Raw genomic sequence first — 24,562 nt, forward strand, 5'->3', positions numbered from 1 at the left:
CCTGTCACGGATCCCTGGTCAGGGCTCTGCGGCAGTCGTACGAGCCGCGGAGTTCCGCGGCTCCGGTCACACGGCGAGGTCTCTGACCAGGGATGGGTGACACCCCCGCCGGGGCCGCTGTCAGCCCTGGGCGGTGCGGGGCAGCTCGGCGAGGTCGTCGCGGTGGATGACGGGGGTGACGTGGTCCGGTGCGGGGGCGCCGTCGCGGCGGGCCGCCAGGACCTCGCGCAGGTCGGCCGCCGAGTAGCGGCAGATGCCGCGGGCGAGCAGGCCCGCCGCGCCGACGACCTCGATGACGGAGCCGGACTCGAACTCCCCGTCAACGCCGACGACACCGGGCAGCAGCAGGGACTTCTTGCCGACCGTCACCGCCCGGGCGGCACCGTCGTCCACGAGGACCCTGCCCTGGGGCAGGGAGGCGTGCGCCATCCACAGGCGCCTGGACGGGCGGTGCGGGCCCGTCGGCAGGAACCACGTGCCCTTGTCCGCCGGGACCTGCTGGCCGCCGAGGACCTCGACGGCGTCGGCGGCCGAGGCGATGATCGTGGCGGTGCCGGAGCTGCAGGCGAGGGTGGCGGCCTGGACCTTGGTGCGCATCCCGCCGGTGCCGAGCGAGGAGCCGCGCCCCGTGACGTCCACCGCGGCCAGGCGGGCCGGGTCCGTCACGAGACGGATCGGGCTCGCCCCGGCCGATCCCGGGCGGGCGGTCCACAGGCCGTCGACGTCGGTGAGCAGGATGAGCAGGTCGGCGGCCACGAGGTGCGAGACGAGGGCCGCCAGGTGGTCGTTGTCGCCCAGGTTGAACTCGGTGTTGGCCACGGCGTCGTTCTCGTTGACGACGGGCACGGCCCCCATGGACAGCAGCGCGTCGAAGGTCTCGCGCACGGTGCGGTAGTGGTCGCGCACGGCCACGTCGTGGGCGGTGAGCAGCACCTGGGCGGCGACGAGCCCGTGCACGCTCATGGAGGCCTCCCAGCGCCCCATGATGCGGCTCTGGCCCACGCTCGCCGCGGCCTGCAGCAGGCGCAGCTCGGTGGGGCGCTGGGCCAGGCCCAGGGTCGGCAGGCCGGCGGCGACGGCACCGGAGGCGACGAGGACGACGTCGTGGCGGCGCCGGCGCAGGCCCGCCACCAGGGCCGAGATGACGTCGATGCGGTTGAGGTCGAGCCCGCCGTCGGGGCGCGTGAGGGAGGAGGAGCCGATCTTGAGCACGATCCTCGCGCCCCGGGGCAGGCTGTCGGGGCGCCGGCCAGTGCCGGCCGGCGTGAGGGCGTCGGGGGCCTCCACGGCGCTCAGTCCTCCCCGTCCCAGCTCGACGCGTCCGTCCACAGGCCCTCGGCGGCCTCGTCGCGCAGCTCCTGGCGAGCGGCCTCCTTGGCGTCCATGGACGCGTGGTACTGGCGACGGCGCTCGACGTTCGTGCGACGGCTGTAGTCCTCCACCCGCACGTCCGTGCCCCGGGCGCCCAGGAGCTCGGCCCCGGCGGTGACGGTGGGCTCCCAGGTGAACAGGACCCCGCCCTCGACCTCGCCGATGAGCACGGAGTCGCCGGCGTGGGCGCCGGCCTTGACGAGCTCGGTCTCGACGCCGGCGGTGGCCAGACGGTCCGCGAGGTATCCGACCGCCTCGTTGTTGGTGAAGTCGGTCTGGCGCACCCACCGCTCCGGCTTGTCCCCGCGCACCTGGAGGACCTCGCCCTCTCCCGGGTAGTGGATCCGGCGCACGGTGGCGACCGCCTCCTTGGTGCGGCGTCCGACGGCGGTGGGGCGGATGACCTCGCGCACCGGCTCGAGGGCGGCGGGGGCGTCCCGGCGGGCCTGCTCCACCAGGGCGGCGAGGGCGAAGCTGAGCGGGCGCAGCCCGGTGCGTGCCAGGGCCGAGACCTCGAAGACGGGCAGGCCGCGGGCGGCGACGTCGGCGCGCACGAGCTCGGCCATGGCCGCGCCGTCGGGGTCGTCGACCTTGTTGAGCACGACGACGCGCGGGCGCTCCATGAGGGGCGCCCGCCCCGTGAGGGCCGGGTCGTTCTCCGCCTGCCCCAGCTGGGCGCTGTAGGCGGCGAGCTCGGCCTCGATGGTGTCGAGGTCGGCCAGCGGGTCGCGGCTGGCGTCGAGGCTGGCGCAGTCCAGGACGTGGACGATGACGGCGCAGCGCTCGATGTGGCGCAGGAACTCCAGGCCCAGGCCGCGCCCCTCGGAGGCCCCGGGGATGAGGCCCGGCACGTCCGCGACCGTGTAGCGCGACTCGCCCGCCTCGACGACGCCGAGGTTGGGCACGAGCGTGGTGAAGGGGTAGTCGGCGATCTTGGGACGGGCGGCGCTCATCGCGGCGATGAGGGAGGACTTGCCGGCGCTGGGGTATCCCACGAGGGCGACGTCCGCGATGGTCTTGAGCTCGAGGACGACGTCGCGGCGCTCACCCGGCTCACCGAGCAGGTGGAAGCCGGGGGCTCGCCGCTTGGAGGAGGCCAGCGAGAAGTTGCCGCGCCCGCCGGTGCCGCCCGCGGCGGCGACGCAGGTGGCGCCCGGCTCGACGAGGTCGGCCAGGACGTTGCCGTCGCTGTCCTTGACGACGGTGCCCTCGGGCACGGGCAGCAGGAGGTCGTCGCCGTCGACGCCACGGCGCCAGTCCCCCATGCCGGGGGTGCCCTTGCCGGCACTGCGGTGGGGTGAGCGGTGGTAGCTGAGCAGGGTGGTGACCTGGGGGTCGGCGACGAGGACGACATCGCCGCCGTGGCCGCCGTCGCCGCCGTCGGGGCCGGCCAGGGGCTTGAACTTCTCACGGTGGATGGACGTGCAGCCGTCGCCGCCGTCGCCGCCGGCGACGTGCAGGACCACTCGGTCGATGAAGCTGGGCATGTCTCGTCTCCTGGGCTGGACGCGTGAAGGTGGTCGGGGCCGGTCCCGTCCCGGGGCGGCCGTGGCGCTACGGCAGGGGCGCTGGTACGGCGCGAGGGCGGACGGCCGAAGCCGTTCGCCCTCGCGGATGCCGTGGTGTGCTGGAGGCTCAGGCCTCGGGGAGCACGACGTTGACGACCTTGCGGCCACGGAAGGTGCCGAACTGGACGTTGCCGGCGGCAGTGGCGAACAGGGTGTCGTCGTTGCCGCGGCCGACGTTCTTGCCGGGGTGGAAGTGGGTGCCGCGCTGGCGGACGATGATCTCGCCGGCGCCGACGTACTGGCCGCCGAAGCGCTTGACGCCGAGACGCTGAGCGTTCGAGTCACGGCCGTTGCGGGAGGAACCAAGACCCTTCTTGTGTGCCATATCAGGCTTCTTTCTCTCGAGCGGGTGCGTTCAGGATGCCGCGAGGGCGCTCACTTGATCGCGGTGACCTTGACGGCCGTGAGCTGGGCGCGGTGACCCTGGCGCTTGCGGAAGCCCGTCTTGTTCTTGAACTTGAGGATGTTGATCTTGGGGCCCTTCTCGTCACCGACGATCTCGGCCGTGACGGAGGACTGAGCCAGGTCCGCTCCAGCGGTCACCTTGTCGCCGTCCACCAGCATGACGGGGGCGAGGGTGACCTCGTCGCCGACCTCACCGGCAAGCTTGTCGACAACCACGACGTCGCCGACGGAGACCTTCTCCTGACGGCCGCCGGCCTTGACGATCGCGTAGACCACTTGAATGCTCATCTCTGTCGAAATCTTCGGACACCCCGGTCGTGGACGGCGGGCCGTCCGGAAGGGCTGTCTCCTTGGCAAGGTGCGAAGTGCACCGGCGGACCACTGTATGCGATCGGGCAGGCCGGTCCAACTCCGTCGGGCCCGCGGCCCCTGTGGTCTTCCGCACGGAGACGGGTGCCGCAGGGGCCGCGCCCCTCAGTCCTCGTCCTGGCCGGCGCCCGCCTCGGCGGCGCCCTCCTCGGGGGCCGGGTCCGCCTCCTTGTGGGCGTGCTCGGCGGCGGCGGCGATCTGGGCCAGGGCCCCGCGCACGGCGGCGCGGGTCTGGTCGTCGATGACGTCGTCGGCGTCCTCCTTGCCGCGGCGGCGCGAGGAGCCCTTGCGGGGCGTCTCCTGAGAGGCGGCCTCGGACGAGCCCTTGCGGCCGCGGCCGCGGCCCGACGAGCGCGAGGCGGAGGTGCTGAGGTCCGCCTGCTGGTTCTCCACCGGCTCGGAGTGGACGATGAAGCCGCGCCCGCCACAGCACTCGCAGGGCGTGGAGAAGGCCTCGACGAGCCCCTGGCCGACACGCTTGCGGGTCATCTGCACCAGGCCGAGGCTCGTGACCTCCGTGACCTGGTGGCGGGTGCGGTCGCGGCCCAGGCACTCGACCAGGCGGCGCAGCACGAGGTCGCGGTTGGACTCCAGGACCATGTCGACGAAGTCGATGACGACCATGCCGCCGATGTCGCGCAGGCGCAGCTGGCGGACGATCTCCTCGGCCGCCTCGATGTTGTTGCGGGTGACGGTCTCCTCGAGCGTGCCGCCGGCGCCGGTGAAGCGGCCGGTGTTGACGTCGATGACCGTCATGGCCTCGGTGCGGTCGATGATGAGCGTGCCGCCGCTGGGCAGCCAGACCTTGCGGTCGAAGCCCTTGGCCAGCTGCTCGTCGATGCGGTGGGCGCTGAAGACGTCCTCCGGGCTCACCCAGTGCTGCAGGCGGTCGGCCAGGTCCGGGCTGAGCTCGGTGACGTACTCGCTGATGGTGGTCCAGGCGTCGGGCCCCTGGACGATGAGCGAGCGGAAGTCCTCGTTGAACACGTCGCGCACGACGCGCACGGCGAGCTCGGGCTCGCCCTTGAGCAGGACGGGCGCCTTGCCGGAGCCGGCGAGCACCCGCGTGGCCTTCTTGTCGATGGCCTCCCACTGCTTGAGCAGGCGCTCGACGTCGGCGGTCAGCTGCTCCTCGCTGGCACCCTCGGCGGCGGTGCGCACGATGACGCCGGCGGCGTCGGGCACGATCCTCTTGAGGATCTTCTTCAGGCGGGCGCGCTCGGTGTCCGGCAGCTTGCGGGAGATGCCGGTCATCGTGCCGCCGGGCACGAGGACGAGGTAGCGGCCGGCGAGGGTGACCTGGCTGGTCAGGCGCGCGCCCTTGTGGCCGATGGGGTCCTTGGTGACCTGCACGAGGACGGTGTCGCCGCTCTTGAGGGCGTCCTCGATGCGGCGCGGCTTGCCCTCCATGCCCGCCGCGTCCCAGTTGACCTCGCCGGCGTACAGGACGGCGTTGCGGCCCTTGCCGAGGTCGACGAAGGCGGCCTCCATCGAGGGCAGGACGTTCTGGACGCGGCCGACGTAGACGTTGCCGACCATCGAGGTCTGGGTGTGGCGGGCGACGTAGTGCTCGACGAGGAGCCCGTCCTCGAGGACGGCGATCTGGTTGAGGCCGTCCTGCTCGCGGATGATCATCTGCCGGTCGACGCTCTCGCGGCGGGCCAGGAACTCCGCCTCGGTGACGATGGGACGACGGCGTCCGGCGGCGCGCCCCTCACGGCGGCGCTGGCGCTTGGCCTCCAGGCGGGTGGAGCCCTTGAGGGCCGTGACCTCGTCGCGCACGTCGCGGCCCTCACGGCCGCCCTCGGCGCGGGTGGAGCGGGAGCGGCGACGGCGACGACGGCGCGAGCCGGAGCCGGCCTCGTCCTCCTCGTCACCGTCGGCCTCGTCGTCGGCACCGGGCCCGGCGGGGGCCTCGTCAGCGGGATCGGTGGCCTCTGCGGGCTCGGTGGCCTCGTCGGAGCGCGAGCGGGAGCGGCGTCCACGACCGCCGCGGCGGCGCTTGCGGCGCCCGCCCTCGGCGGTGTCAGTGCCCTCGGGGCCCTCTGGGCCCTCGGAGTCGTCCGCGGTGTCGTCGGGCATCTCCTCGGCCTCGTCCGGGGCCTCACCGGCGGTGCCGGCGCCCTCAGCGCTCTCAGCGGAGTCGGTGGTCTCAGGGGTCTCGTCGGCCTCGCCGTCCTGGGAGCGCGTGCGGCGTCCGCGGGCGCGGCGCGAGCGGCGGGGGCGGACCTCCTCGGCGGCAGGCGTCTCCTCGGTCCCGGAGGTCCCCGGCCCGTCGGGGTCCGCGGTCTCGCCGGCCGCGGCCGGCTGCTGCGGGGCGGGGGCGGTCTCGGGGGTGGCCTGGGCGGCGGTGACCTTGCGACGACGGCGTCCGCGCGAGGATGCGGTCGCGGCGGGCCGCTCCTCGTCCCGGGGCTGCTCGTCAGCCTGCTCGGCGGGGGCCGCCGGGGCCGCGCTCTCGACCTCGGGGGCGCTCTGCGGGGCAGCCTGGACGGCCGTCACTTTGCGACGACGGCGGGCGCGCGAGGGGTCGGGCGCCTGGAACAGGAGGGAGGCGGCGGGCAGGCGCGGGGCCTCGTCGGTCTCCTCGGCGTCGGCGTCGGCCTCGGCGGCGCTGCGGGGGCTCGCAGCGCTCCCGGCGCTCCCGGCGGCGTCAGCACTGCCGGCACTGTCGGAGCTGTCAGCACTGTCAGTGGTGCCGGCGTCCTCGCCGCTGGCGACCTCGGCGGCGACGGCGCTGGAGACGGAGGCCTCGGCGGTGATGTCGGTGGGCGTCGCCAGGACCTCGGGCTCGCCGGAGGACTCGTCGTCCGCGGTCGGGGTCGCCTCGGGGGCCGCCTGGGCGGCGGTGACCCGACGACGGCGAGGGGCGCGCGCGGCGGGCGCCGCGGGCTGCGCGCTCTCAGCGAGGCCGGTGGCACCTGTGGAGTCAGTGGCCTCAGCGGGCGCCCCGCTCCCGGGGGCGTCAGCGGTCCCAGCGGTCTCAGTGGTCTCAGTGGGCGCCGCCTTGGCGCTCTTGGCGGCCTTGGTCCCCTTGGCGGTCGAGGCGCGCCGGGAGCGGGTGCTCGTGCGACGGGCCGGCCTCGCGGGGGCGCTCGTGGCCGGGGCGTCCTCGGCGTCAGCCTCCTCGACCGCGGGGCCGTCCCCGACGCTGTCCGGCGTGGCGGCGCCGGGCGCCTCGCCGTCGGCCGCCGGTGCGGGGGCCTTGGCGGGGGCGGTGGTCCTGGACGTCGCGCGACGGCGACGCGTCTTGGGCGCCGCCTCAGTGGTCTCAGCGGCAGGGGCCTGCTCGGCGGGGGCAGCCTGCTCGGGCGCGGGACCGCTCACCTCGCCCTCAGCGGGTTCGAGGGACTGGTCGGGTGTCATGGGTGACGTCATGGTGCGTCGCACTCTCCGGGGCACCGCTGCTCCCGCCGTACCCTCGGGCGCGCGGTGCGCTCGTGCTCCCGGTGCGGGAGCAGGAAAAGCCTGTGTGTGCGCCTGGCGGCGCCGGGCCGGGGCCACCCGCACGAGACGGGACCGCAGCAGCGCTCATGGCGGCGCAAGGTTCCCGGACGGGGTGGACCCTGAGGTCCGGACACCGGGAGCCGGTACGCAGCACCCGGGGCCGGTCCGAGTATCACACACGCGGCGCCGTCACGGAGCAGGTCGCCACCCGTGAGCACGGTCGCGGTCCGACGCGCCCAGCCCGGAGGCCGCCGTCGGGGCACCCCGCGCAGGTACCCGCCCGCCTGGAAGGAGGCTGTTCATGACGCCCGGGCCCGGTGTGTCACGTCGTCGCCCCCCTGGGCCGCACCTCACTCAAATCGCCCCGTCGACACCTCTGTTCTTTACGACAGGCCGTCAGTGACGGCATACACTCGAGTTATCCCTCGTGACCCACGTCACGGATTTACTTATCTGTCTTATCACCTACCCCGAAAGGTGGCGCCGATGGTGACCGCACCGATGGCGTTGGACGCCCTTGAGCTCGCTCGATGGCAGTTCGGCATCACGACCGTCTACCACTTCATCCTCGTCCCCCTGACAATCGGCCTGTCACCGCTCGTCGCGCTCATGGAGACCCTCTACCTGCGCACGGGCAACGAGCAGTGGCGCGTCGCCACGAAGTTCTTCGGCAAGATCCTGCTCATCAACTTCGCCCTCGGCGTCGCCACCGGCATCGTCCAGGAGTTCCAGTTCGGTATGAACTGGTCCGAGTACTCCCGCTTCGTCGGCAACATCTTCGGCGCCCCCCTCGCCTTCGAGGCTCTGCTCGCCTTCTTCATGGAGTCCACCTTCCTCGGCCTGTGGATCTTCGGTTGGGACCGCCTCTCCGGCCGCCTGCACAACCTGTGCATCTGGATGGTCGCCCTGGGCACCAACCTCTCTGCCGCCTTCATCCTCGCGGCCAACTCCTGGATGCAGCACCCCGTCGGCGCCGTCCTCAACCCCGAGACCGGCCGCGCCGAGCTCGACGGCGTCGGCGGCTTCCTCGCCGTCCTCACCAACAGCATCTTCCTGCACACCTTCGCCCACACGATCGCCTCCTCGCTGCTGACCGCCGGCGCCCTCGTCGTCGGCGTGTCCGTCTGGTGGATGGTCAAGGCCGCCCGCGCGAACCAGGACTTCGAGGCCCGCCAGACCTGGCGCCGCATGACCCGCTTCGGGGCCGTCACCATGGTCATCGCCGGCCTGCTTGCCGCCGGCACCGGCCACGCCATGGGGCAGGTCGTCGCCGAGGAGCAGCCCGCCAAGATGGCCGCCGCCGAGGGCCTGTACAACAGCGAGGAGGGCGCCCCCTTCACGCTCATCGCCATCGGCAACGACGAGGACTCCACCGTCCGCTTCATCTCGGTGCCCTACGTCTACTCCTTCCTGGCCACCAACAACCCGAAGGCCGAGGTCATGGGCCTCAACGACGCCCAGGAGATGTACGAGGAGCTCTACGGCGAGGGCGTGGACTACACCCCCGACGTCATGACCACCTTCTGGTCCTTCCGCCTCATGATCGGCCTCGGCAGCCTGTCCATCGCCATCGGCGCCCTGGCCCTGTGGCTCACCCGCAAGGACCACCTCATCACCGACACGCGGCTGGGCACCGCCGCCCTGTGGTCCATCGGCCTGCCCTTCCTCGCCTGCACCTTCGGCTGGATCTTCACCGAGATCGGCCGCCAGCCCTGGGTCGTCGTCCCCAACCTCGGCGACCCCATGAGCGAGGTCTACATGCTCACCCTCAGCGGAGTCTCCACCGCCGTCTCCGCCGGCACCGTCCTGGCCTCGATGGTCATCTTCACGCTGCTGTACGCCGCCCTCGGCGTCGTCTGGTTCGTGCTCCTGCGCCGCTACGTCCGCGAGGGCGTGCACACCCAGACCGAGCAGTCCGTCAAGGCCGTCGAGACGGCCGGCGCCGCGGGCTCCCCCGCCCCCGCCCTGTCCTTCGAGTACTGAGCCGAGAGAAGAAAGAACACACCCATGACGCTCTCCATCCTCTGGTTCGTCCTCATCGCGGTCCTCTGGGTCGGCTACCTCACCCTCGAGGGATTCGACTTCGGCGTCGGCATGCTGCTCAGGATCCTCGGCCGCGACGAGCGCGAGCGCCGCGCCATGCTCAAGACCATCGGCCCCCACTGGGACGGCAACGAGGTCTGGCTGCTGACCGCCGGCGGCGCCACCTTCGCCGCCTTCCCCGAGTGGTACGGCACCCTCTTCTCCGGCGCCTACCTCGTCCTCTTCCTCATCCTCCTGTGCCTCATCGTGCGCGTGTGCGCCCTCGAGTGGCGTCCCAAGATCAACTCCCAGCGCTGGCGCGACGGCTGGGACTGGGCCCACACCATCTCCGCCTGGCTACCCGCCATCCTGTGGGGCGCCGCCTTCACCAACATGGTCCAAGGCATGCAGATCGAGGTCGTCGAGACCGCCACCGGCGCCGTCGTGCCCGCCTCCGAGGTCGGCGGCGACCTCATCCGCGGGGCCTCCCACCAGATCACCGGCGGCTTCCTCAGCCTGCTCACGCCCTTCACCCTCCTGGGCGGGGTCGTCACCTGCCTGCTGTTCCTCACCCACGGGGCCCTGTTCATCGCCCTCAAGACCGCCGGCGAGCTCTCCAGCCGCGCCGAGGCCCTCGCCCGCCGCTCCGGCATCGCCTCCACCGTCGTGTGCGCCGTGTGGGCCCTGTGGGCACAGCTCGTCTACTCCCTCAACGCTCTGGCCTGGCTGCCGCTCGTGCTCGCCGCCGCAGGCCTCGTCGCCTCGCTGTGGATGGGCTGGCAGGGCCGCCAGGGCTGGGCCTTCGCCCTGCACTTCGTGGGCATCGCCTTCGCGGTCGTCTTCATCTTCGCGGCCATGGCGCCCAACGTCATGCGCTCGTCCATCGACGACGCCTACTCTCTGACGATCTCCCAGGCCGCCAGCGCCGACACGACGCTCCTCATCATGACCGTCACCGCCGTCGTCTTCGTGCCGGTCGTGCTCTTCTACACGATCTGGGGCTACAAGGTCTTCTCCCGGCAGGTCAACGCCGAGGAGATCAACCCCGACGAGGGCGGCCTGCACCCCACCAAGGTGCGCGACTCCCGCCAGCCCGAGGCCGCCATCGGCTACTGACCGGGCCGTGGGCCTGCGTGAGCCTCACGCGGGCCCGCACAGGCGCGAGGCCGGGGAGACCCGGCCCAGGACAGGACCCGCCGGCTGCACGCGCAGCCGGCGGGTCCCGGCGTCCGGGCGGCCGGCGGGACCCCGCGCCCGTGCCCGCGGCCAGGCGCGACGGCCTGCCCGCCGCGCACACGGCGGGCAGGTCCTGGGACCAGCGTCCCATCCCACTATCCTGAGCGGGTGAAGCCCCTGGACCCCCGCCTCATGCGCCACGCGCGCACCGCCCGGCGATACATCGTGTCCACCGCCCTGAGCGGACTGGTCCTCTCCCTGCTCGTCATCAGCCAGGCGTGGCTCATCTCCCGCATCATCTCCCCCGTCATCACCGGCCAGGCCGGCGCCGCCCAGGTCCTGCCGCTCGTCGGCGCCCTCGCCGTGGTCGTCCTGGCCCGCTCCGCCGTCCTGCACCTGCAGGAGGCCCGCGCCCACCGGGCCGCCGTCGGCACCACCATCGAGCTGCGCCGCCAGGTCCTCGCTCACGCCGCCGCGCTCGGTCCCCGCTGGCAGGCCGAGCACGCCAGCGAGACCGCCACCCTGCTCACCCGCGGCCTGGACGACCTCGAGCCCTACCTCACGCGCTACCTGCCCCAGCTGCTGCTCGCCGCCACCGCCACCCCGCTGCTCGGGCTCGTCATGCTCCTGCAGGACCTCGCCTCGACCGTCGTCGTCGTCCTCACGATGCCGCTCATCCCGGTCTTCATGATCCTCATCGGCAGACTCACCGAGCGCCACGCCAAGGACCGGCTCGAGGCCATGGAGCGGCTGGGCTCCCAGGTGCTCGACCTCATCGCCGGGCTGCCCACCCTCAAGGCCCTCGGGCGCGAGGTCGGCCCCGGCCGGCGCGTCAAGGAGCTCGGGCGCGCCTACAACCGCACCACCATGACGACCCTGCGCGTCGCCTTCCTGTCGGGCGCCGTCCTGGAGTTCCTCACCACCCTGTCCGTGGCCATCATCGCCGTCGAGGTCGGCTTCCGGCTCCTGTTCGGCCACCTCGACCTCGCCACCGGCCTTCTCGTCATCATGATCGCCCCCGAGGTCTACCAGCCCCTGCGCCAGGTCGGCTTCCAGTTCCACGCCTCCGCCAACGGCGCCGCCGCCACCGACGCCGTCTTCACGGTCCTCGAGACGCCCCTGCCGCAACGCGGCTCCCGCCCCGCCCCCGACCTGTCGACGGCCACCCTCGAGATCGAGGACCTGAGCGTGCGCGCCCGCGGCTCCTGGGCCCCCGCCGGCCTCAGCGCGACGGTCCGCCCCGGCCGCCTCACCGCCCTGGCCGGCCCCTCCGGCGCGGGCAAGACGACCACCTCCCAGGTCCTGCTGCACCTGCTCGAGCCCGACCGCGGGCACGTGCGCGTCCTCGCCGCCGACGGCACCCGCACGGACCTGTCCGGCATCTCCCCCGCCTCCTGGTGGCAGCAGGTCACCTGGGTGCCCCAGCGCCCCGCCATCGTGCCCGGCACGGTCCTCGACAACGTCCTGGGCCTCGAGGCCGCCCAGCGCCCCGGCGCGCACGAGGACCCGGCCCTGCTGGCCGCCGCCCGCGCCTGCGGCCTGGACGAGGTGGTCTCCGCCCTCGACGACGGCTGGCACCAGCGTGTCGGGCAGGGCGGGGTCGGTCTGTCCGTCGGCCAGCGCCAGCGCCTGGCGCTCACCCGGGCCCTGCTCGCGCGCACCCCGCTCGTCGTGCTCGACGAGCCCACCGCCCACCTCGACGCCGCCAGCGAGGCGCACGTCGTCGACGCCGTCGAGGCGCTGAGGTCCGCGGGCCGCACCGTCGTCGTCATCGCCCACCGCAGCGCCCTGCTGGCCGTCGCCGACGACGTCGTCGCCGTCTCCAGCGCCCCGCTCGAGGAGGCCGGGCCGGACGGGCACCCCGCACCCGTGCCCGCAGAGGGCGGGAAGGAGGCCCTGCGATGAGCCTCGTCCTGACCCCCGCCGAGCGCCACGCCCTCGGCCGGGCCACGCGGATGCTCGGCCTGGACCGCGGGCGCTTCGCCCTGTCCGTCCTCACCGGCGCGCTCGGCCTGGCCTCCGCCGTCGCCCTGTCCGGCGTCGCCGCCTGGCTCATCGCGCGTGCCTCCCTCACCGACGAGGTCGTCGCCCTGGGCGTCGCCCCCGTCCTCGTGCGCCTCTTCGGCGTCTCGCGCTCCCTGCTGCGCTACTGCGAGCGGCTCGTCTCGCACGACACGGCCCTGCGCGGCATGAACGCCCTGCGCACCCGTGTCTACGAGGTCCTGGCCTCCTCGCGCACCGACACCGTCGCCGCCCTGCGCCGCGGTGACGTGCTCGCCCGGGTGGGGGCCGACGTCGACCGCGTGGGCGACCTCGTCGTGCGCGCTTACCTGCCCGCCGCCGTGGCCGCCGCCGTCGGGCTGCTCACGAGCCTGGCCGTCGGCCTCATCCACTGGCCCGCCGGCCTGGTCCTGGCGGCCTGCCTCCTGCTCGCCGGCCTGGGCGGGCCGCTCATGACCGTGCGCGCGGCCCGTGCCGCTGAGCTCGCCCGCCAGGAGGAGGCCACCGACCTGGCCGCCACCAGTCTCACCGTCCTCGAGGACGGTGCCGAGCTCAGCGTCCTGGGCCGCATGGGGCCCGTCATGGACGCCCTGGAGAGCACCGAGGCCCGCATGGCGGCGGCCCGCGACCGTGCCGCCCGTCCCGCAGCGGCGGCGGCCGCCGTGGACGCCCTGGCCATGGGCCTGTCCGTCATCGGCAGCATCCTCGTGGGCCTGCCCGCCGTGGACAGTGGGGCGCTGTCGCCCGTGTGGCTCGCCGTCATCACGCTGCTGCCCCTGTCCGCCTTCGAAGCCACCGCGGCCCTGGGGCCCGCCAGCGTCCAGCTCGTCACCTCAGCCGGCGCCGCCGTGCGGGTCATCGAGCTCGTTGAGGCGGCCGAGGCCTCCCGCGAGGCCCTGCCCCCGGCGACGCCGCTGCCCGCGCCCCGGGAGGGCGCCGAGGGCCCGGTGCTGCGCGCCCGCGGCCTGGCGGTGGGCTGGCCCGGCGGCCCGGTCGTCGCCCAGGGCATCGACCTCGAGCTGCGCCCGGGGCGCAGCCTCGCGGTCGCCGGCCCCTCCGGCATCGGCAAGACCACCCTGCTGTACACGCTCGCCGGGCTGCTCGAGCCCAGGGCCGGCACCGTCGAGCTCGACGGCGTGCCCGTGTGGTCCGCCCCGCGCGAGCAGGTGCACGAGCGCCTGAGCGTCACCACCGAGGACGCCCACGTCTTCTCCACCAGCGTCCTGGAGAACCTGCGCGTGGCCTGGGGGCGGCTCGACGCCCCCACCGCCGAGGAGCGCCTGGCCGCCGCCGGCCTGGAGGACTGGTACCGGGCGCTGCCGCAGGGCCTGGGCACCATGCTCGGCGAGGGCGGCCAGGGCGTGTCCGGAGGTGAACGGCGCCGCCTCCTGCTGGCTCGTGCCCTGTGCTCGCCGGCCAGGCTCATGATGCTCGACGAGCCCGCTGAGCACCTCGACCCGGCCGCCGCCGACCGCCTCGTCTCCGGCCTGCTCGCCGCGGGTCACGAGGACTCGCCGCTGGCCGCCACCGGGGGCTCGCGCGGCGTCCTCGTCGTCACGCACCGCCTGAGCGCCCTGGCCGGGGCCGACGAGGTCATCGTCCTCGCGCGCCCCGACGGGCGGTCACCCCACGCACCGGCCACCGTCACCGACCGGGGCACGCACGAGCAGCTGCGCGAGCGCAGCACGGCCTACGCCTGGGCCCTCGCGCAGGAGGACCTGGCCGAGGGCCCCGACACCTCCCCCACCGCGCACAGCACCCGGGAGGCGCGCTCATGACCGTCCCCAGCACGGCGGGCGCCGGCCTGCCGCCGCGGCCCCCGGCACCGCCCGTCCCCTTCCCCGGCGGCCCCGACGACGAGGACCTCCTCGGCCTCGAGGTGCCCTCCGGCGTCAGCCCCGACGACCCGGCCGGGGTGGGGGCCGTCGCCTACGCGGTCCACACCGACCGGCTCGGCTCGACGCGTGCGGGCTGCGCCGGCGCACCCGTCCTGGAGGACTCCGCCGTCGAGCTGCTGCGTGCCGCGCTGCGCCTGACGAGCTCGCTGCAGGTCCCCGACGCGCTGCGCCGCCTGGTCGAGTCCGCCTGCTCCGTCACCGGCGCGGCCTGGGGCACGATCGCCGTGCGGGGCCGCTCGCGCTCCACCGGGCGCCGCACCGAGCCCGTCACCGTGGGCCCGGCCACGGCCACGCCCGAGCACCTGGAGTCGCTGCTCACCGTGCCTGCGAGGCAGGACGAGGTCGTCGTCGTCAACGACCTCGCCGGCACCAGCGCCTTCACGGGGGCCATCGAGGGCGAGGCCCCCGGCTCGGTCCTGTCCGCACCGCTGCGCGCCCACGACCAGGTCTACGGGCGCCTGTACCTGTGCGACCGCCCCGGGGGCTTCGGCGAGGCGGAGGTCACCGCCGTCCTCACGCTGGCGGAGGCCGCGGGCGTCGCCGTCGAGAACGCGCGCCTGTACCGCGAGGCGCGCAGCCGTGAGAAGTGGATGGCCGTGTCCCAGGAGCTGACGACGATGCTCCTGTCCGGCGCTGAGCAGGACGACGCCTTCACCCTCATCGCCCAGCGCATCCGGCAGGTCGCGCACGCGGACACCTCCGCCCTGGTGCTGCCAAGCGTCGGGGACACGTGGGTGTGCGAGATCGCCGACGGCAACCACGGCCCCGAGCTCATCGGGACCTTCTTCCCACCCGAGGGGCGCGCCCGCCAGACGCTCGTGCGTCAGGAGGGGGTCCTCGTGGACTCCCTGGCCGAGGCCTGGCGGGCCCAGGAGCTGCGCGTGCCGGCGCTGGCCCGCTTCGGGCCGGCCCTGTACGCGCCGATGATCCACCGGGGCCGGGGCGTGGGGGTCATGCTCCTGCTGCGCGAGCAGGGGGCGCCCCCCTTCACGGAGCAGGACCTGGAGATCGCCGAGCTGGTCGCGGGGCAGGCGACGATGGCCTTCGAGCTGGCGGACGCCCAGCACGCGGAGGAGATGGCGACGCTGCTGGACGAGCGCGCCCGGATCGGCCGGGACCTGCACGACCTCGCCATCCAGCAGCTCTTCGCCACCGGGATGCGCATCACCGCGGCGCGTGACCGCCTCCGTGAGGGGATGGCGGCGGGAGGTGTCGACGCCGAGGCGGTGTGCGAGGCCCTGGACGCCTCCCTGGCCGCCGTGGACGACTCCGTGAGCCAGATCCGCTCGATCGTGCGCTCCCTGCGTGACCGTGACGAGGACGCCAGCGTCGTCGAGCGGCTGCGGCGCGAGGCCTCCCTGGCGCGCACCTCGCTGGGCTACGCGCCCTCCCTGCTGCTGAGCGTGGACGGGCGCGGGCTGGCCCAGGCGGGGCGCGAGGAGGAGGACGAGCTCATCGCGGCGGTGGACGCGGCGGTGGACCCGGCGATCGCGGACGACATGGTGGCCGTGGTGCGTGAGGGCCTGAGCAACGTGGCGCGGCACGCGCACGCCTCCTCGGTGACCGTGGACGTCAAGCTGTGGGGGGCGCTGCCGACGGCCTCGTCCCTGGCGGCCCGCCATGACCAGGCCTCGGGCGACTGGGCCCCCTACACGGGTGAGCCGGTGGTGGAGATCGTCTGCCGTGACGACGGCGTGGGCGTGGACCCGCGGGTGACGCGCCGCTCCGGCACGGCGAACATGGCGGAGAGGGCCCGGCGTCACGGGGGCTCCTTCGTCATCGGCCCGCGGGCGAGGTCCGACGGTGAGCGGCGCGGGACGTGCTTCACCTGGCGGGTGCCGCTAGACCGTCCCGACCGGCCCGAGCCGCTGGCGCCGCGCCCGCTCGCGCCGGTGCCGTGGCAGGTGCAGGCCGACCCTCGCTGAGAGGTCCTGGGTCAGCCCCGCCCGGAGCCGGCCCGGGGGGGGCGGCTGGGGTCAGTTGTTGCGCCAGCCGGAGGCGCGCTGGCCGGCGACCCAGGCGGCCACCTGGGTGCGGCGCTGCAGGCCCATCTTCGCCAGCAGCGAGGTGATGTGGTTCTTCACGGTCTTCTCGGCGACGCCCAGGCGCTCACCGATCTCGCGGTTCGACAGGCCGTCGCCGATGAGGTCGAGGACCTTGCGCTCGGCGTTGGTCAGCTCGGCGGTCGGGTCGTCATGGTCGGCACGACGGCGCGTGACCGTCCGCTCGTCGAGCAGGACGCGCCCGGAGGCGACGGCGCGCACGACGTCGGAGATCTCGGCGCCGTGGACGGTCTTGAGGAGGTAGGCGCGCGCACCGGCCTCGAGGGCCTCGGCCAGGGCCTCGTCGTCGTCGAAGGAGGTCAGGACGATGGGCAGGGCCTCGGGCGCTGCCTCGGCGAGGTCGTGCATGAGCTCGATGCCGGTGCCGTCGGGCAGCTGGAGGTCGACGAGGACGACGTCGGGGCGCATGAGCTCGGCGCGGCGCACGGCCTCCGCCCGCGAGCCGGCCTCGGCGACGACGTCGAGGCCGTCGGCGCGGTCGATGATCTCGGCGATACCGCGACGGACGATCTCGTGGTCGTCCACGATCATGACGCGGACCTGCTCGGTGGTGGAGGTGCTCGGCATGGCGACGAGACTACCAGCGCCGGGGACCAACGTCTCACGGCCCGCACCAGCCGGGGACTTGCTCGCAGGCCCAGGGGCCGCCCGGGAGCGGCGGGAGCGCCGGTACCCGCCCCCCCTGTCGCCCAGGTCCCGCCGCAACCGGTGTCACACCCGTCCCGGACGGGGACGAGTGCTGTCTCATCTAGACTGACAACCCCATGTGTCAGGACACCGGTTGCCGGCGTCCCGCCCCTCCCCCGTCCCCGTGAGGAGGCCCCCTCCGTGCCTGCTGCGACACCAGTACCGCCCCGCTCCCGCCCCCTGCGCAGCGCCGTCGCCCTGCTCGCCTGCGCCTGCCTCAGCGCGCTGGGCGTGCTCGCCGTCGGCGCCCCGGCCAGCGCCGTGTACTCCAACCCGTCGACGAGCGCCAGTGGCTACTCGGGCATGATCGACTGGCTCGACTGGGACGGTGCGAGCAACACGCGCGACTGCACCTACACGGTCGGGCAGGCGCCGCATGAGGGCAGGTGCATCCCGGCCGACGGGTCGACCACCTCGACCATGTGGTCCTCCCCGCGGCGGCAACACCATCGGCCTGGCCAACCAGCGCGAGGGAAGAGGCCGCTCGGGGTACAGCTGGGAAGCCAGCTGGGGCACCACCGATGACCCTGGCACACCGGGGATCGTCACCTTCAGCGTCAGCTGCGAGACCTACCTGTTCAGGACCGGCAACGACTCGCTGACAAAAGCGGACCTGCCCTCCCTCATGGGTGACAGCAGCAACTACCGGAAGCTGCCGATGGAGGGCATGGTCGTCGCCGACGCCGAGTCCTCGAGCTGGACCACCCGCAACCGCGAGTACATCGTCGTCGAGAGCCCCGTGCAGCAGTACCAGCTGCTCGAGCGGTTCCGCTCCCCGGGCTGCAGCACCACGGCGGTCGCGAAGATGGGGTCCTGGACCGCCAACGAGGTCAGTCATGATGGGTTGAAGATCCACTCCAACACCCAACAGTGCGCGAGCTCGGGCTCGACATGGGCCGGCCCGGCCACCGTCATGTTCATGAAGGGCGCGACCTCCCTCAACGTCAAGGTCGCGGGCAACGGGCGCAGCGCCGTGGCGCTCGGCGTCGTGTCCTACATGGACTTCGGCGACGCGCCAGCCGGCTACGGCGTGGCGGGCGCCTCCTTCCAGCCCACGTGGAGCGGGGCCTCGGTCCCCCTGTCCAGCACCCCGGTCAACCTTTTCGCCGCCTCCCAGGACCTCGCCACGGCCGGCACTGCCCTGCCCCACCTCGGCACGACCATCGACGCCGAGAGCGCACAGGTCCACACCGACGGCGCCGACCACGACGACACCCACGGCACCGACGACGAGGACGGCTGGAGCGTCACGGACATCAGGACCCAGCCGGGGGCCACCTACACGACGCGGGTCACCTGCGCGAGCAGCGACAGCGCGCCCGTGCGTGCCTGGATCGACTGGAACCGCGACGGCACCTTCGGCAAGGGAGAGCAGTCCGAGGACGCCGCCTGCACCGGCGGCAGCGCCACCCTCACATGGACGGTCCCGGACGACGTCCAGCGCTCCGTGGCGGATGAGTCGGCTGCGACCTACACGCGCGTGCGCATCGTCGCCGCCACGGACGCCGATCAGCTGCCCCCCACGGGCGTGACGACCTCGGGCGAGGTCGAGGACTACCGGTCAACGTCTACGTCCCCACCCTCACCCTGGTCAAGACGGTGGGCAACACCCTTGCGCCGGGCACGACCGGCCTGGAACCCGGGGCCTGGACCCTGAGCGGGGCCCGGGGAGCAGACTCTCTCCTGTCCGGCGCGGGACAGGCCCCCGAGACGGTCGTCACGGCCGGCGAGGTCGCGCTGAGCGAGGCCAGCGCCGAGGACCGGGCCCCGGGCTACACCGCCTCGGCGTGGACCTGCCAGCAGGCGGAGGGCACCGTGCCGGGAGGCTCCGCCTACAGCACCACGGTCTCCTCCACGGCCGGCACCGGCGCGGGCACGGTGACCGTGAGGAACCAGGACCGCGTGGTCTGCACGATCGCCAACACCGCCCAGCCGGCCACCCTCACCTGGACGAAGACCGACCCGAGCGGCAGACAGCTGGCGGGCTCTGAGTGGACGCTGACCCCCACCGACCCCGCCGGCGCCCCGGTGACGGTCGTGGACAACGGCACCGGTGACCAGGACCCCGCGGACGGCGCCTTGTCCGTCACCGGTCTGCCCTGGGGCACCTACACCCTGGAGGAGACCAGGGCCCCGGCCGGCTACCAGCGGCTCACGTCCTCCACCACCGTCACCGTCACGGGGGCCAGCACCGACCTCACGGCGAGCGCCGGGCAGCAGGAGAACAGGCCGGTCCCGGTGAGCCTGTCCTGGCGCAAGACCGACGGCACCGCCGCCCTGTCCGGCTCGGAGTGGTCCCTGACGGGCACGGGCATCGACGCCAGCGCCATCGACCTCGGCACCATCACCGACTGCACGGGCACGTGCACGGGCCTGTCCGACACCGACGCCGCCGCGGGCTCCTTCACCCTCACCGGGCTCACCTACGGCACCTACACGCTGACGGAGACGAGGGCGCCGGCCGGGTTCGTCCGCGACGACACCGCCACACGGACAATCACCATCGCAGCCGACCCAGACGACGCCACCCGGGCCGTCGTCACGGTGACGGGACCGCAGGGCACGACGACGAAGGTCTCCACCGGCTCGCCGGAGACGGTGAGTGTGTCGGTCGGCGAGATCACCAACGACAAGGCCCCCGTTCCCGGGCTGCCGCTGACAGGCGGGATGGGCACTGACACCTTCCTCATGGCCGCAGGCGTGGCGGCACTGCTGGCGCTCCTCGCGGCGGGCCTGGTCACCCGGCGGCGCCGGGCCTCACAGGCTTGACAGGCATGGCGGATTTGGCCGGTCCGCTGATCCCGCCGGTCTGACCGGGCCGGTGGGTCTGCCCGCCCGGCCGGTCCGGCGGTCCTTCCGGCCCGGCGGGGCTGCCGGTCTGACCGGCCCGGCCGGCCGGATGGTCCGGCGCGCCGCTCAGGCCGGCCGGCGCCGGGTGCGCGGGCGCGTCTGGCAGCGCGGGCAGCTCGTGTGGCTGCGTCCGCCGACGACCTCGGTGCGCAGGGGCGTCTCGCAGCGCCGGCAGGGCCGGCCCTGGCGGCCGTAAGCGGCCAGGCTGCGCGCAAAGAACCCCGCGGCACCCTCGGCGTCGACGTAGAGGGCGTCGAAGCTCGTGCCCCCGGCCGCCAGGGCCCGCCGCATGACCTCAGCGGTGGCCTCCAGGAGACGGGCGAGGACCCGCGGCCCCAGCGCGCTGCCCCGGCGCAGGCCGTGCACGCGCGCGGCCCACAGGCCCTCGTCCGCGTAGATGTTGCCCACCCCGGAGACGACCGACTGGTCCATGAGAAGGGTCTTGACGGCCCGCGAGGAGGCCCGCACCCGCTCCACCACCGCCGCCCGGTCCAGGTGGGGGTCGAGCAGGTCGCGCGCGATGTGGGTGGCGTCCTCGGGCAGGAGCGCCTGTGCCGACCCCAGGCCGCCGGGACCACCGTCCGCGGTGGGGACGAGCCTCACCAGGTGCAGGCCGCCGAGCATGCGCTGGTCGACCAGGTCCAGGGCCGCACCACCCATTCCAACGGCCCCGCCGGCACTGACGGCCTCGGGCGCCGGGCCCGCGCCGGCCGCCCGGGGTCCGGGGCCGCCCTCGCGGGCGGACAGGTGCAGGCGCACACGCAGGTGACGCGGCCGCACGGACAGGTCGCGCACGAGGCTGGGGGCGCGCGTCGCCGTGAGGTCAGCGGGAGCCTCACCGGGGGCGGCGAGGTAGCGCGAGGGGTCATCGCCGGGCTGTGGACCACCGACCGGGGTGGTGCCGCGCACGAGGAGCTGACCGCTCATCCCCAGGTGGGAGCTCAGGGCGGTGCCGTCGTCGAGCGGCAGCCACATGAGCTTGCCCCGCCTCACCGCGGCGGTGAGCACCCGCCCTGTCAGGCCCTGGACGAAGGCCTCGGCACCTCCCTCCTGGCGCCGCAGGGGCCGCGGGTCGAGGACCTCGACGGCGGTGACGGTGCGGCCGACGACGTGGCGCGCCAGGCCGGCGCGCACGGACTCGACCTCGGGGAGCTCGGGCACGGCTCAGCCGAGCCCCAGGTCGGCGCGCAGGGCCTCGGTGACCCCGGGGATCGTCAGACCCCCGTCGCCGTGGGAGGCGAGGATGGTGGCGTAGGCGCCCTCGGCGGCCGCGTGCTCGGCGACCTTCTTCGAGGGGCCGCTGCCCGTGCCGCGCACCTCGCCGGCAACGACGGCGGAGGCGCTGAAGACGAGCGCGTGCTCGGGCCCCTCGCTCGTGACCTCGTAAGAGGGGGCGCCCAGGCGGTGGACGGCGGCCAGCTCCTGCAGGCTCGTCTTCCAGTCCAGGCCGGCGCCGCGCGAGGGCGCGGCCTCGAGCAGGCGGGCGACGAGCCGGGTGACGACCTCACGGGTGGGCTCCAGGCCCTGGGTGAGGTAGGTGGCGCCGATGAGGGCCTCGACGGTGTCGGCCAGGATCGAGTCCTTGTCCCGGCCACCGGACAGGGCCTCGCCCTTGCCGAGCCGGATGAACTCCCCCAGGCCCAGGTCCCGGGCGACGGCGGCCAGGGCGGGCTCGGAGACGGTGGCGGCGCGCATCTTGGCGAGCTGGCCCTCCGGCACCTCGGGGTGGTCGTGGTAGAGGCGCTCGGTGACGATGATCTGCAGGACCGCGTCGCCGAGGAACTCCAGGCGCTCGTTGGTGGGCAGACCGCCGTTCTCGTGCGCCCAGGAGCGGTGCGTGAGGGCCAGCTCGAGCAGCGCGGGCTCGATGCCGGGCCCCCACCGGTAGACGAGGGTCTCGACGTCGGTGCGGGCGGGTGGGGCCTGCCGCTTCTGGGAGCCGCGGGCCATCAGGCCAGCTCCTCGCCGCCGGCGGCGTCGGGCACGTCGCCGGAGGCGGTGTCGTCCAGGAGCCCGGCCAGGGCGGACCAGCGCGGGTCGAGGACCTCGTGGTGGTGGTCGGCGGGCAGGTCGTCCAGCCTCTCCCCGCAGTGCGGGCACAGCCCGCCGCAGTCCTCACGGCACAGGGGCCTGAGGGGCAGGTCGAGAACGAGGGCGTCGCGCAGGGCCGGCTCGAGGTCGAGGATCGTGTCCCCCAGGAGGAAGACGTCGTCGGCCTCCTCGTCCCCCTCGGCCCGCTGGGCGGCGGCGGCCTCGGGCAGGTAGTAGAGCTCGTCGAAGGAGACCCGGTGCTCCTCGTCGATGTCGCGCAGGCAGCGCACGCACTCGGCGTGGACGTGGGCATCCGCCCCGCCGCGCACGAGGACGCCGTCGTCGACACTCGTGAGGGTGGCGTCGACGACGAGGGGCGTGCCGGGCGCGGCGCCGATGACCCCGGTGCCCAGGCCCTCGGGGGCCGCCAGGTCGAGGTGGACGGCCTTGGTGGAGCCGACCTGCCGGGGCAGGTCGACGATGTCGATGACGAGCGTGCTCACGAGTCCTCCTGTCGGTCCGGGTCGCCGAGGTTACCGGTCAGTGCTGGGGCGCCGCGGCGGCGGGGTCGACGGACCAGCCGGCGCGCCTGCGCCCGATCCCCTCCGCCCCCGGCTCGACCGACTGCGCCCAGCGCTGGGCGGCGTCGGCCTGGGTCAGCCGTCCGGCCAGGACCTCGCGTCCGGCCCGGACCTGGTCCGCGATCCTGCCCAGCTCGATCTCGAGCCCGGCCAGGCAGCGGTCGGAGTAGTCGTCGGCGCCGTGGCGCAGGGCGGTGGCGCGCTCCTCGGCGGCGGCGATGATGGTGTCGGCCCGGTCGTTGGCCAGCCGCACGACCGTCTCGCCGGCGACCAGGCGCTCGGCCTCCTCCTGGGCGCGCATGACGATCCGCTCGGACTCCTCGCGCCCCCGGTCGAGGACGGCGCCGGCGTCGGCGACGATCTCCTCGGCCCGGCGCACGGCGCTGGGCACGGCGGAGCGGGCGCGGTCGATGAGGTCAAGCGCCTCCTCGCGGTTGACGATGGCGGAGGCGCTCATCGGCATGGAGCGGGCGCCGGCGATGAGGGTGTCGAGCTCGTCGAGGATGCGCAGGAGGTCGTCTCCAGCGTCGTGTCCGGTCGTGGTCACGAGGGTCGTCCTTCCGTGTGGTCGTGCGGTCCGCGGTGGTCGGGGTGTCCTGGGTCCGTCCCGGCTCAGTGGGGCGCCCGGGGCGGGTCCTGGCCCAGGGCGCGGCTCAGTGCCCGGGCGACGCAGGCCGGCACGTGGGCGGTGACGTCGCCGCCGTGGGAGGCGATGTCCTTGACGTGGGAGGAGGAGACATGCGCGTGCGCCGGGCCGGCGGCCAGGAACACGGTCTCGGGCCCCCCGAGCTCCCGGTTGAGCAGGGCCATAGGGGCCTCGGCGTCCAGGTCGGTGCCCGAGCGCAGGCCCTTGACGATGGCGGTGGCGCCGCGGCTGCGGCAGTAGCGCGCGACGAGGCCGTCGACGACGTCAACCTCGGCGCCCTCGAGGTGGGCCAGGCTGCGGCGGGCGAGCGCGACGCGCTCCTCAACGCTGAGCAGGTGGCGGCCGGACTTCGCGGCGTTGTGGGCGATGACGACGGCGACGCGGTCGAAGAGCGTCAGGGCGCGTGTGACGACGTCCACGTGCCCGAGGGTGATCGGGTCGAAGCTGCCGGGGTAGACCGCGAGCGTGCGCGCGCCGGTGGCGGCGGGCGGCGGGACGGTCGGGAGGGGTGCGGCGCTCACCCTGCGACGGTATCGGCCCTGGGCCCCGGTGGCGCCGGGGCGCGCCGCGCGGGCTCCACGGTGCGGGTCACACGGTTCCCGCACGGGCCACGGGGTGGTCAGGCCCGGGGAGGGCCCGGGGCTGTCACAGTCCGGTCCTGTGCGCCCGGTGGACAACGTGCGCGCCGGTGGACCACGTGGATGACGCCTGCAGGTTGTCCTGCCGGCGACAGGTTGTCCTTGGGACGGCAGGTGGTCCGTCCAGCAGGGGGTGGTCCGCGCCGCGGCGGGTTGTCCGTCGGGAGACGGACCAGGACGGACAGGGCGGCTAGGCTCCGCCCCATGACGCGGATCGTGGCCGGCACCGCCGGCGGACGCAGGATCGACGTGCCCCGCTCCGGCACCCGCCCCACCTCCGAGCGGGTGCGCGAGGCGCTATTCGGGCGCCTGGAGCACTACGACATCCTGCGCGGCGCCCGGGTCCTGGACCTGTGCGCCGGCTCGGGCGCCCTGGGCCTGGAGGCAGCCAGCCGCGGGGCCGCCGACGTCATCCTCGTCGACTCCTCCAGGGCCGCCACCCAGGTGTGCGAGCGCAACATCCGCTCCCTCGGGCTGCCGGGCGTGCGGGCGGTGACGGCCAGGGCCGCGACCTTCCTGGCGGGTACGGCGGGGACTCCGGTGGACCTCGTGCTCATCGACCCTCCCTACGACGTCGACGAGGCCGGGGTCCTCGCCATGCTCGAGCCCCTGGGCCGCGAGCAGGACCCGTGGCTGGCGCCGGGCGCCGTCGTCGTCCTCGAGCGCTCGACCCGCTCACCGGAGCCGTCGTGGCCGGCGGGGCTGCGCCGTTTCAGCGAGAGGCGCTACGGGGAGACGACCGTCTGGTTCGCCGAGCCGGCCAGGGCCGACGGGTAGCGCCCCCTGCAGGGCTCGCCCGTACCCGCTGA

At 74.3% G+C, this 24,562-nt stretch carries 20 protein-coding genes; 9 read left to right on the top strand and 11 right to left on the bottom strand.

Annotated elements, in window-relative coordinates:
• Positions 1-120 precede the first annotated feature (120 nt).
• From proB to H6X67_RS00545, 5 genes are all read right to left on the bottom strand, one after another.
• A complete protein-coding gene (gene proB / locus H6X67_RS00525) occupies positions 121-1,287 on the bottom strand; it encodes a glutamate 5-kinase (protein ID WP_396121350.1) in 1,167 nt (388 codons plus the stop codon).
• Between the two features lie 5 nt (positions 1,288-1,292).
• Entirely contained in the window at positions 1,293-2,858 is a 1,566-nt protein-coding gene (obgE, locus tag H6X67_RS00530) for a GTPase ObgE (RefSeq protein WP_249368233.1), read from the bottom strand.
• Positions 2,859-3,006: 148 nt separating this feature from the next.
• Complete coding sequence (gene rpmA, locus H6X67_RS00535) at positions 3,007-3,264, bottom strand: 50S ribosomal protein L27 (RefSeq protein ID WP_249368235.1); 258 nt, start codon at positions 3,262-3,264, stop codon at positions 3,007-3,009.
• 50 nt (positions 3,265-3,314) lie between these two features.
• Positions 3,315-3,632: a 50S ribosomal protein L21 gene (rplU, locus tag H6X67_RS00540; RefSeq protein WP_249368238.1), complete on the bottom strand. Its 318-nt coding sequence runs from the start codon at positions 3,630-3,632 to the stop codon at positions 3,315-3,317.
• A 186-nt stretch (positions 3,633-3,818) separates the two neighbouring features.
• Positions 3,819-7,079: an Rne/Rng family ribonuclease gene (locus H6X67_RS00545; RefSeq protein ID WP_249368240.1), complete on the bottom strand. Its 3,261-nt coding sequence runs from the start codon at positions 7,077-7,079 to the stop codon at positions 3,819-3,821.
• Between the two features lie 567 nt (positions 7,080-7,646).
• On the opposite strand from H6X67_RS00545, the gene H6X67_RS00550 reads away from it, so the two are divergent.
• The 5 genes from H6X67_RS00550 (at position 7,647) to H6X67_RS00570 (ending at position 16,182) form a co-directional block, all read left to right on the top strand.
• Positions 7,647-9,143 carry a cytochrome ubiquinol oxidase subunit I gene (locus tag H6X67_RS00550; protein WP_249368242.1) on the top strand — a complete coding sequence of 499 codons (1,497 nt, stop codon included), beginning with the start codon at positions 7,647-7,649 and terminating at the stop codon, positions 9,141-9,143.
• Between the two features lie 24 nt (positions 9,144-9,167).
• Entirely contained in the window at positions 9,168-10,298 is a 1,131-nt protein-coding gene (gene cydB / locus H6X67_RS00555) for a cytochrome d ubiquinol oxidase subunit II (protein ID WP_249368244.1), read from the top strand.
• A gap of 228 nt (positions 10,299-10,526) precedes the next feature.
• A complete protein-coding gene (cydD, locus tag H6X67_RS00560; protein ID WP_249375522.1) occupies positions 10,527-12,263 on the top strand; it encodes a thiol reductant ABC exporter subunit CydD in 1,737 nt (578 codons plus the stop codon).
• Positions 12,260-14,137, top strand: coding sequence for a thiol reductant ABC exporter subunit CydC (gene cydC, locus H6X67_RS00565; RefSeq protein WP_249369757.1), 1,878 nt, complete (start codon positions 12,260-12,262; stop codon positions 14,135-14,137). Before cydD ends, cydC begins: the two co-directional genes overlap by 4 nt.
• Positions 14,134-16,182, top strand: a complete 2,049-nt coding sequence (locus tag H6X67_RS00570) for a GAF domain-containing sensor histidine kinase (protein WP_249369758.1) — start codon at positions 14,134-14,136, stop codon at positions 16,180-16,182. Before cydC ends, H6X67_RS00570 begins: the two co-directional genes overlap by 4 nt.
• Positions 16,183-16,233: 51 nt before the next feature.
• Here H6X67_RS00570 and H6X67_RS00575 read toward each other — a convergent pair whose 3' ends face one another.
• Positions 16,234-16,887: a response regulator gene (locus H6X67_RS00575; RefSeq protein WP_249369760.1), complete on the bottom strand. Its 654-nt coding sequence runs from the start codon at positions 16,885-16,887 to the stop codon at positions 16,234-16,236.
• 261 nt (positions 16,888-17,148) lie between these two features.
• Here H6X67_RS00575 and H6X67_RS00580 point away from each other — a divergent pair, with 261 nt between their 5' ends.
• From H6X67_RS00580 to H6X67_RS00590, 3 genes are read left to right on the top strand one after another with little or no spacing between them, the layout of a single operon-like run.
• Entirely contained in the window at positions 17,149-17,532 is a 384-nt protein-coding gene (locus H6X67_RS00580; protein ID WP_249376969.1) for a hypothetical protein, read from the top strand.
• Positions 17,462-18,664, top strand: coding sequence for a CshA/CshB family fibrillar adhesin-related protein (locus H6X67_RS00585; RefSeq protein WP_349305296.1), 1,203 nt, complete (start codon positions 17,462-17,464; stop codon positions 18,662-18,664). The genes H6X67_RS00580 and H6X67_RS00585 overlap by 71 nt, the downstream gene beginning before the upstream one ends.
• Complete coding sequence (locus H6X67_RS00590; RefSeq protein WP_249368846.1) at positions 18,607-19,776, top strand: MSCRAMM family protein; 1,170 nt, start codon at positions 18,607-18,609, stop codon at positions 19,774-19,776. The genes H6X67_RS00585 and H6X67_RS00590 overlap by 58 nt, the downstream gene beginning before the upstream one ends.
• Positions 19,777-19,923: 147 nt before the next feature.
• Here H6X67_RS00590 and mutM read toward each other — a convergent pair whose 3' ends face one another.
• The 5 genes from mutM to coaD form a co-directional block, all read right to left on the bottom strand.
• Entirely contained in the window at positions 19,924-21,018 is a 1,095-nt protein-coding gene (gene mutM, locus H6X67_RS00595) for a bifunctional DNA-formamidopyrimidine glycosylase/DNA-(apurinic or apyrimidinic site) lyase (RefSeq protein ID WP_249368847.1), read from the bottom strand.
• Positions 21,019-21,021: 3 nt separating this feature from the next.
• Positions 21,022-21,807, bottom strand: a complete 786-nt coding sequence (rnc, locus tag H6X67_RS00600) for a ribonuclease III (RefSeq protein WP_249368848.1) — start codon at positions 21,805-21,807, stop codon at positions 21,022-21,024.
• Positions 21,807-22,391, bottom strand: a complete 585-nt coding sequence (locus H6X67_RS00605; protein ID WP_249368849.1) for a YceD family protein — start codon at positions 22,389-22,391, stop codon at positions 21,807-21,809. Before H6X67_RS00605 ends, rnc begins: the two co-directional genes overlap by 1 nt.
• A gap of 37 nt (positions 22,392-22,428) precedes the next feature.
• Complete coding sequence (locus H6X67_RS00610; protein WP_249368850.1) at positions 22,429-23,016, bottom strand: ATPase; 588 nt, start codon at positions 23,014-23,016, stop codon at positions 22,429-22,431.
• 65 nt (positions 23,017-23,081) lie between these two features.
• Positions 23,082-23,636 carry a pantetheine-phosphate adenylyltransferase gene (gene coaD / locus H6X67_RS00615; RefSeq protein ID WP_249368851.1) on the bottom strand — a complete coding sequence of 185 codons (555 nt, stop codon included), beginning with the start codon at positions 23,634-23,636 and terminating at the stop codon, positions 23,082-23,084.
• Positions 23,637-23,957: 321 nt separating this feature from the next.
• On the opposite strand from coaD, the gene rsmD reads away from it, so the two are divergent.
• Positions 23,958-24,530, top strand: coding sequence for a 16S rRNA (guanine(966)-N(2))-methyltransferase RsmD (gene rsmD / locus H6X67_RS00620; RefSeq protein WP_249375432.1), 573 nt, complete (start codon positions 23,958-23,960; stop codon positions 24,528-24,530).
• The last annotated feature ends 32 nt before the right edge of the window (positions 24,531-24,562 follow it).

Origin of the sequence: Actinomyces sp. AC-20-1, from assembly GCF_023369555.1 — a bacterium.
Classification (GTDB): domain Bacteria; phylum Actinomycetota; class Actinomycetes; order Actinomycetales; family Actinomycetaceae; genus Actinomyces.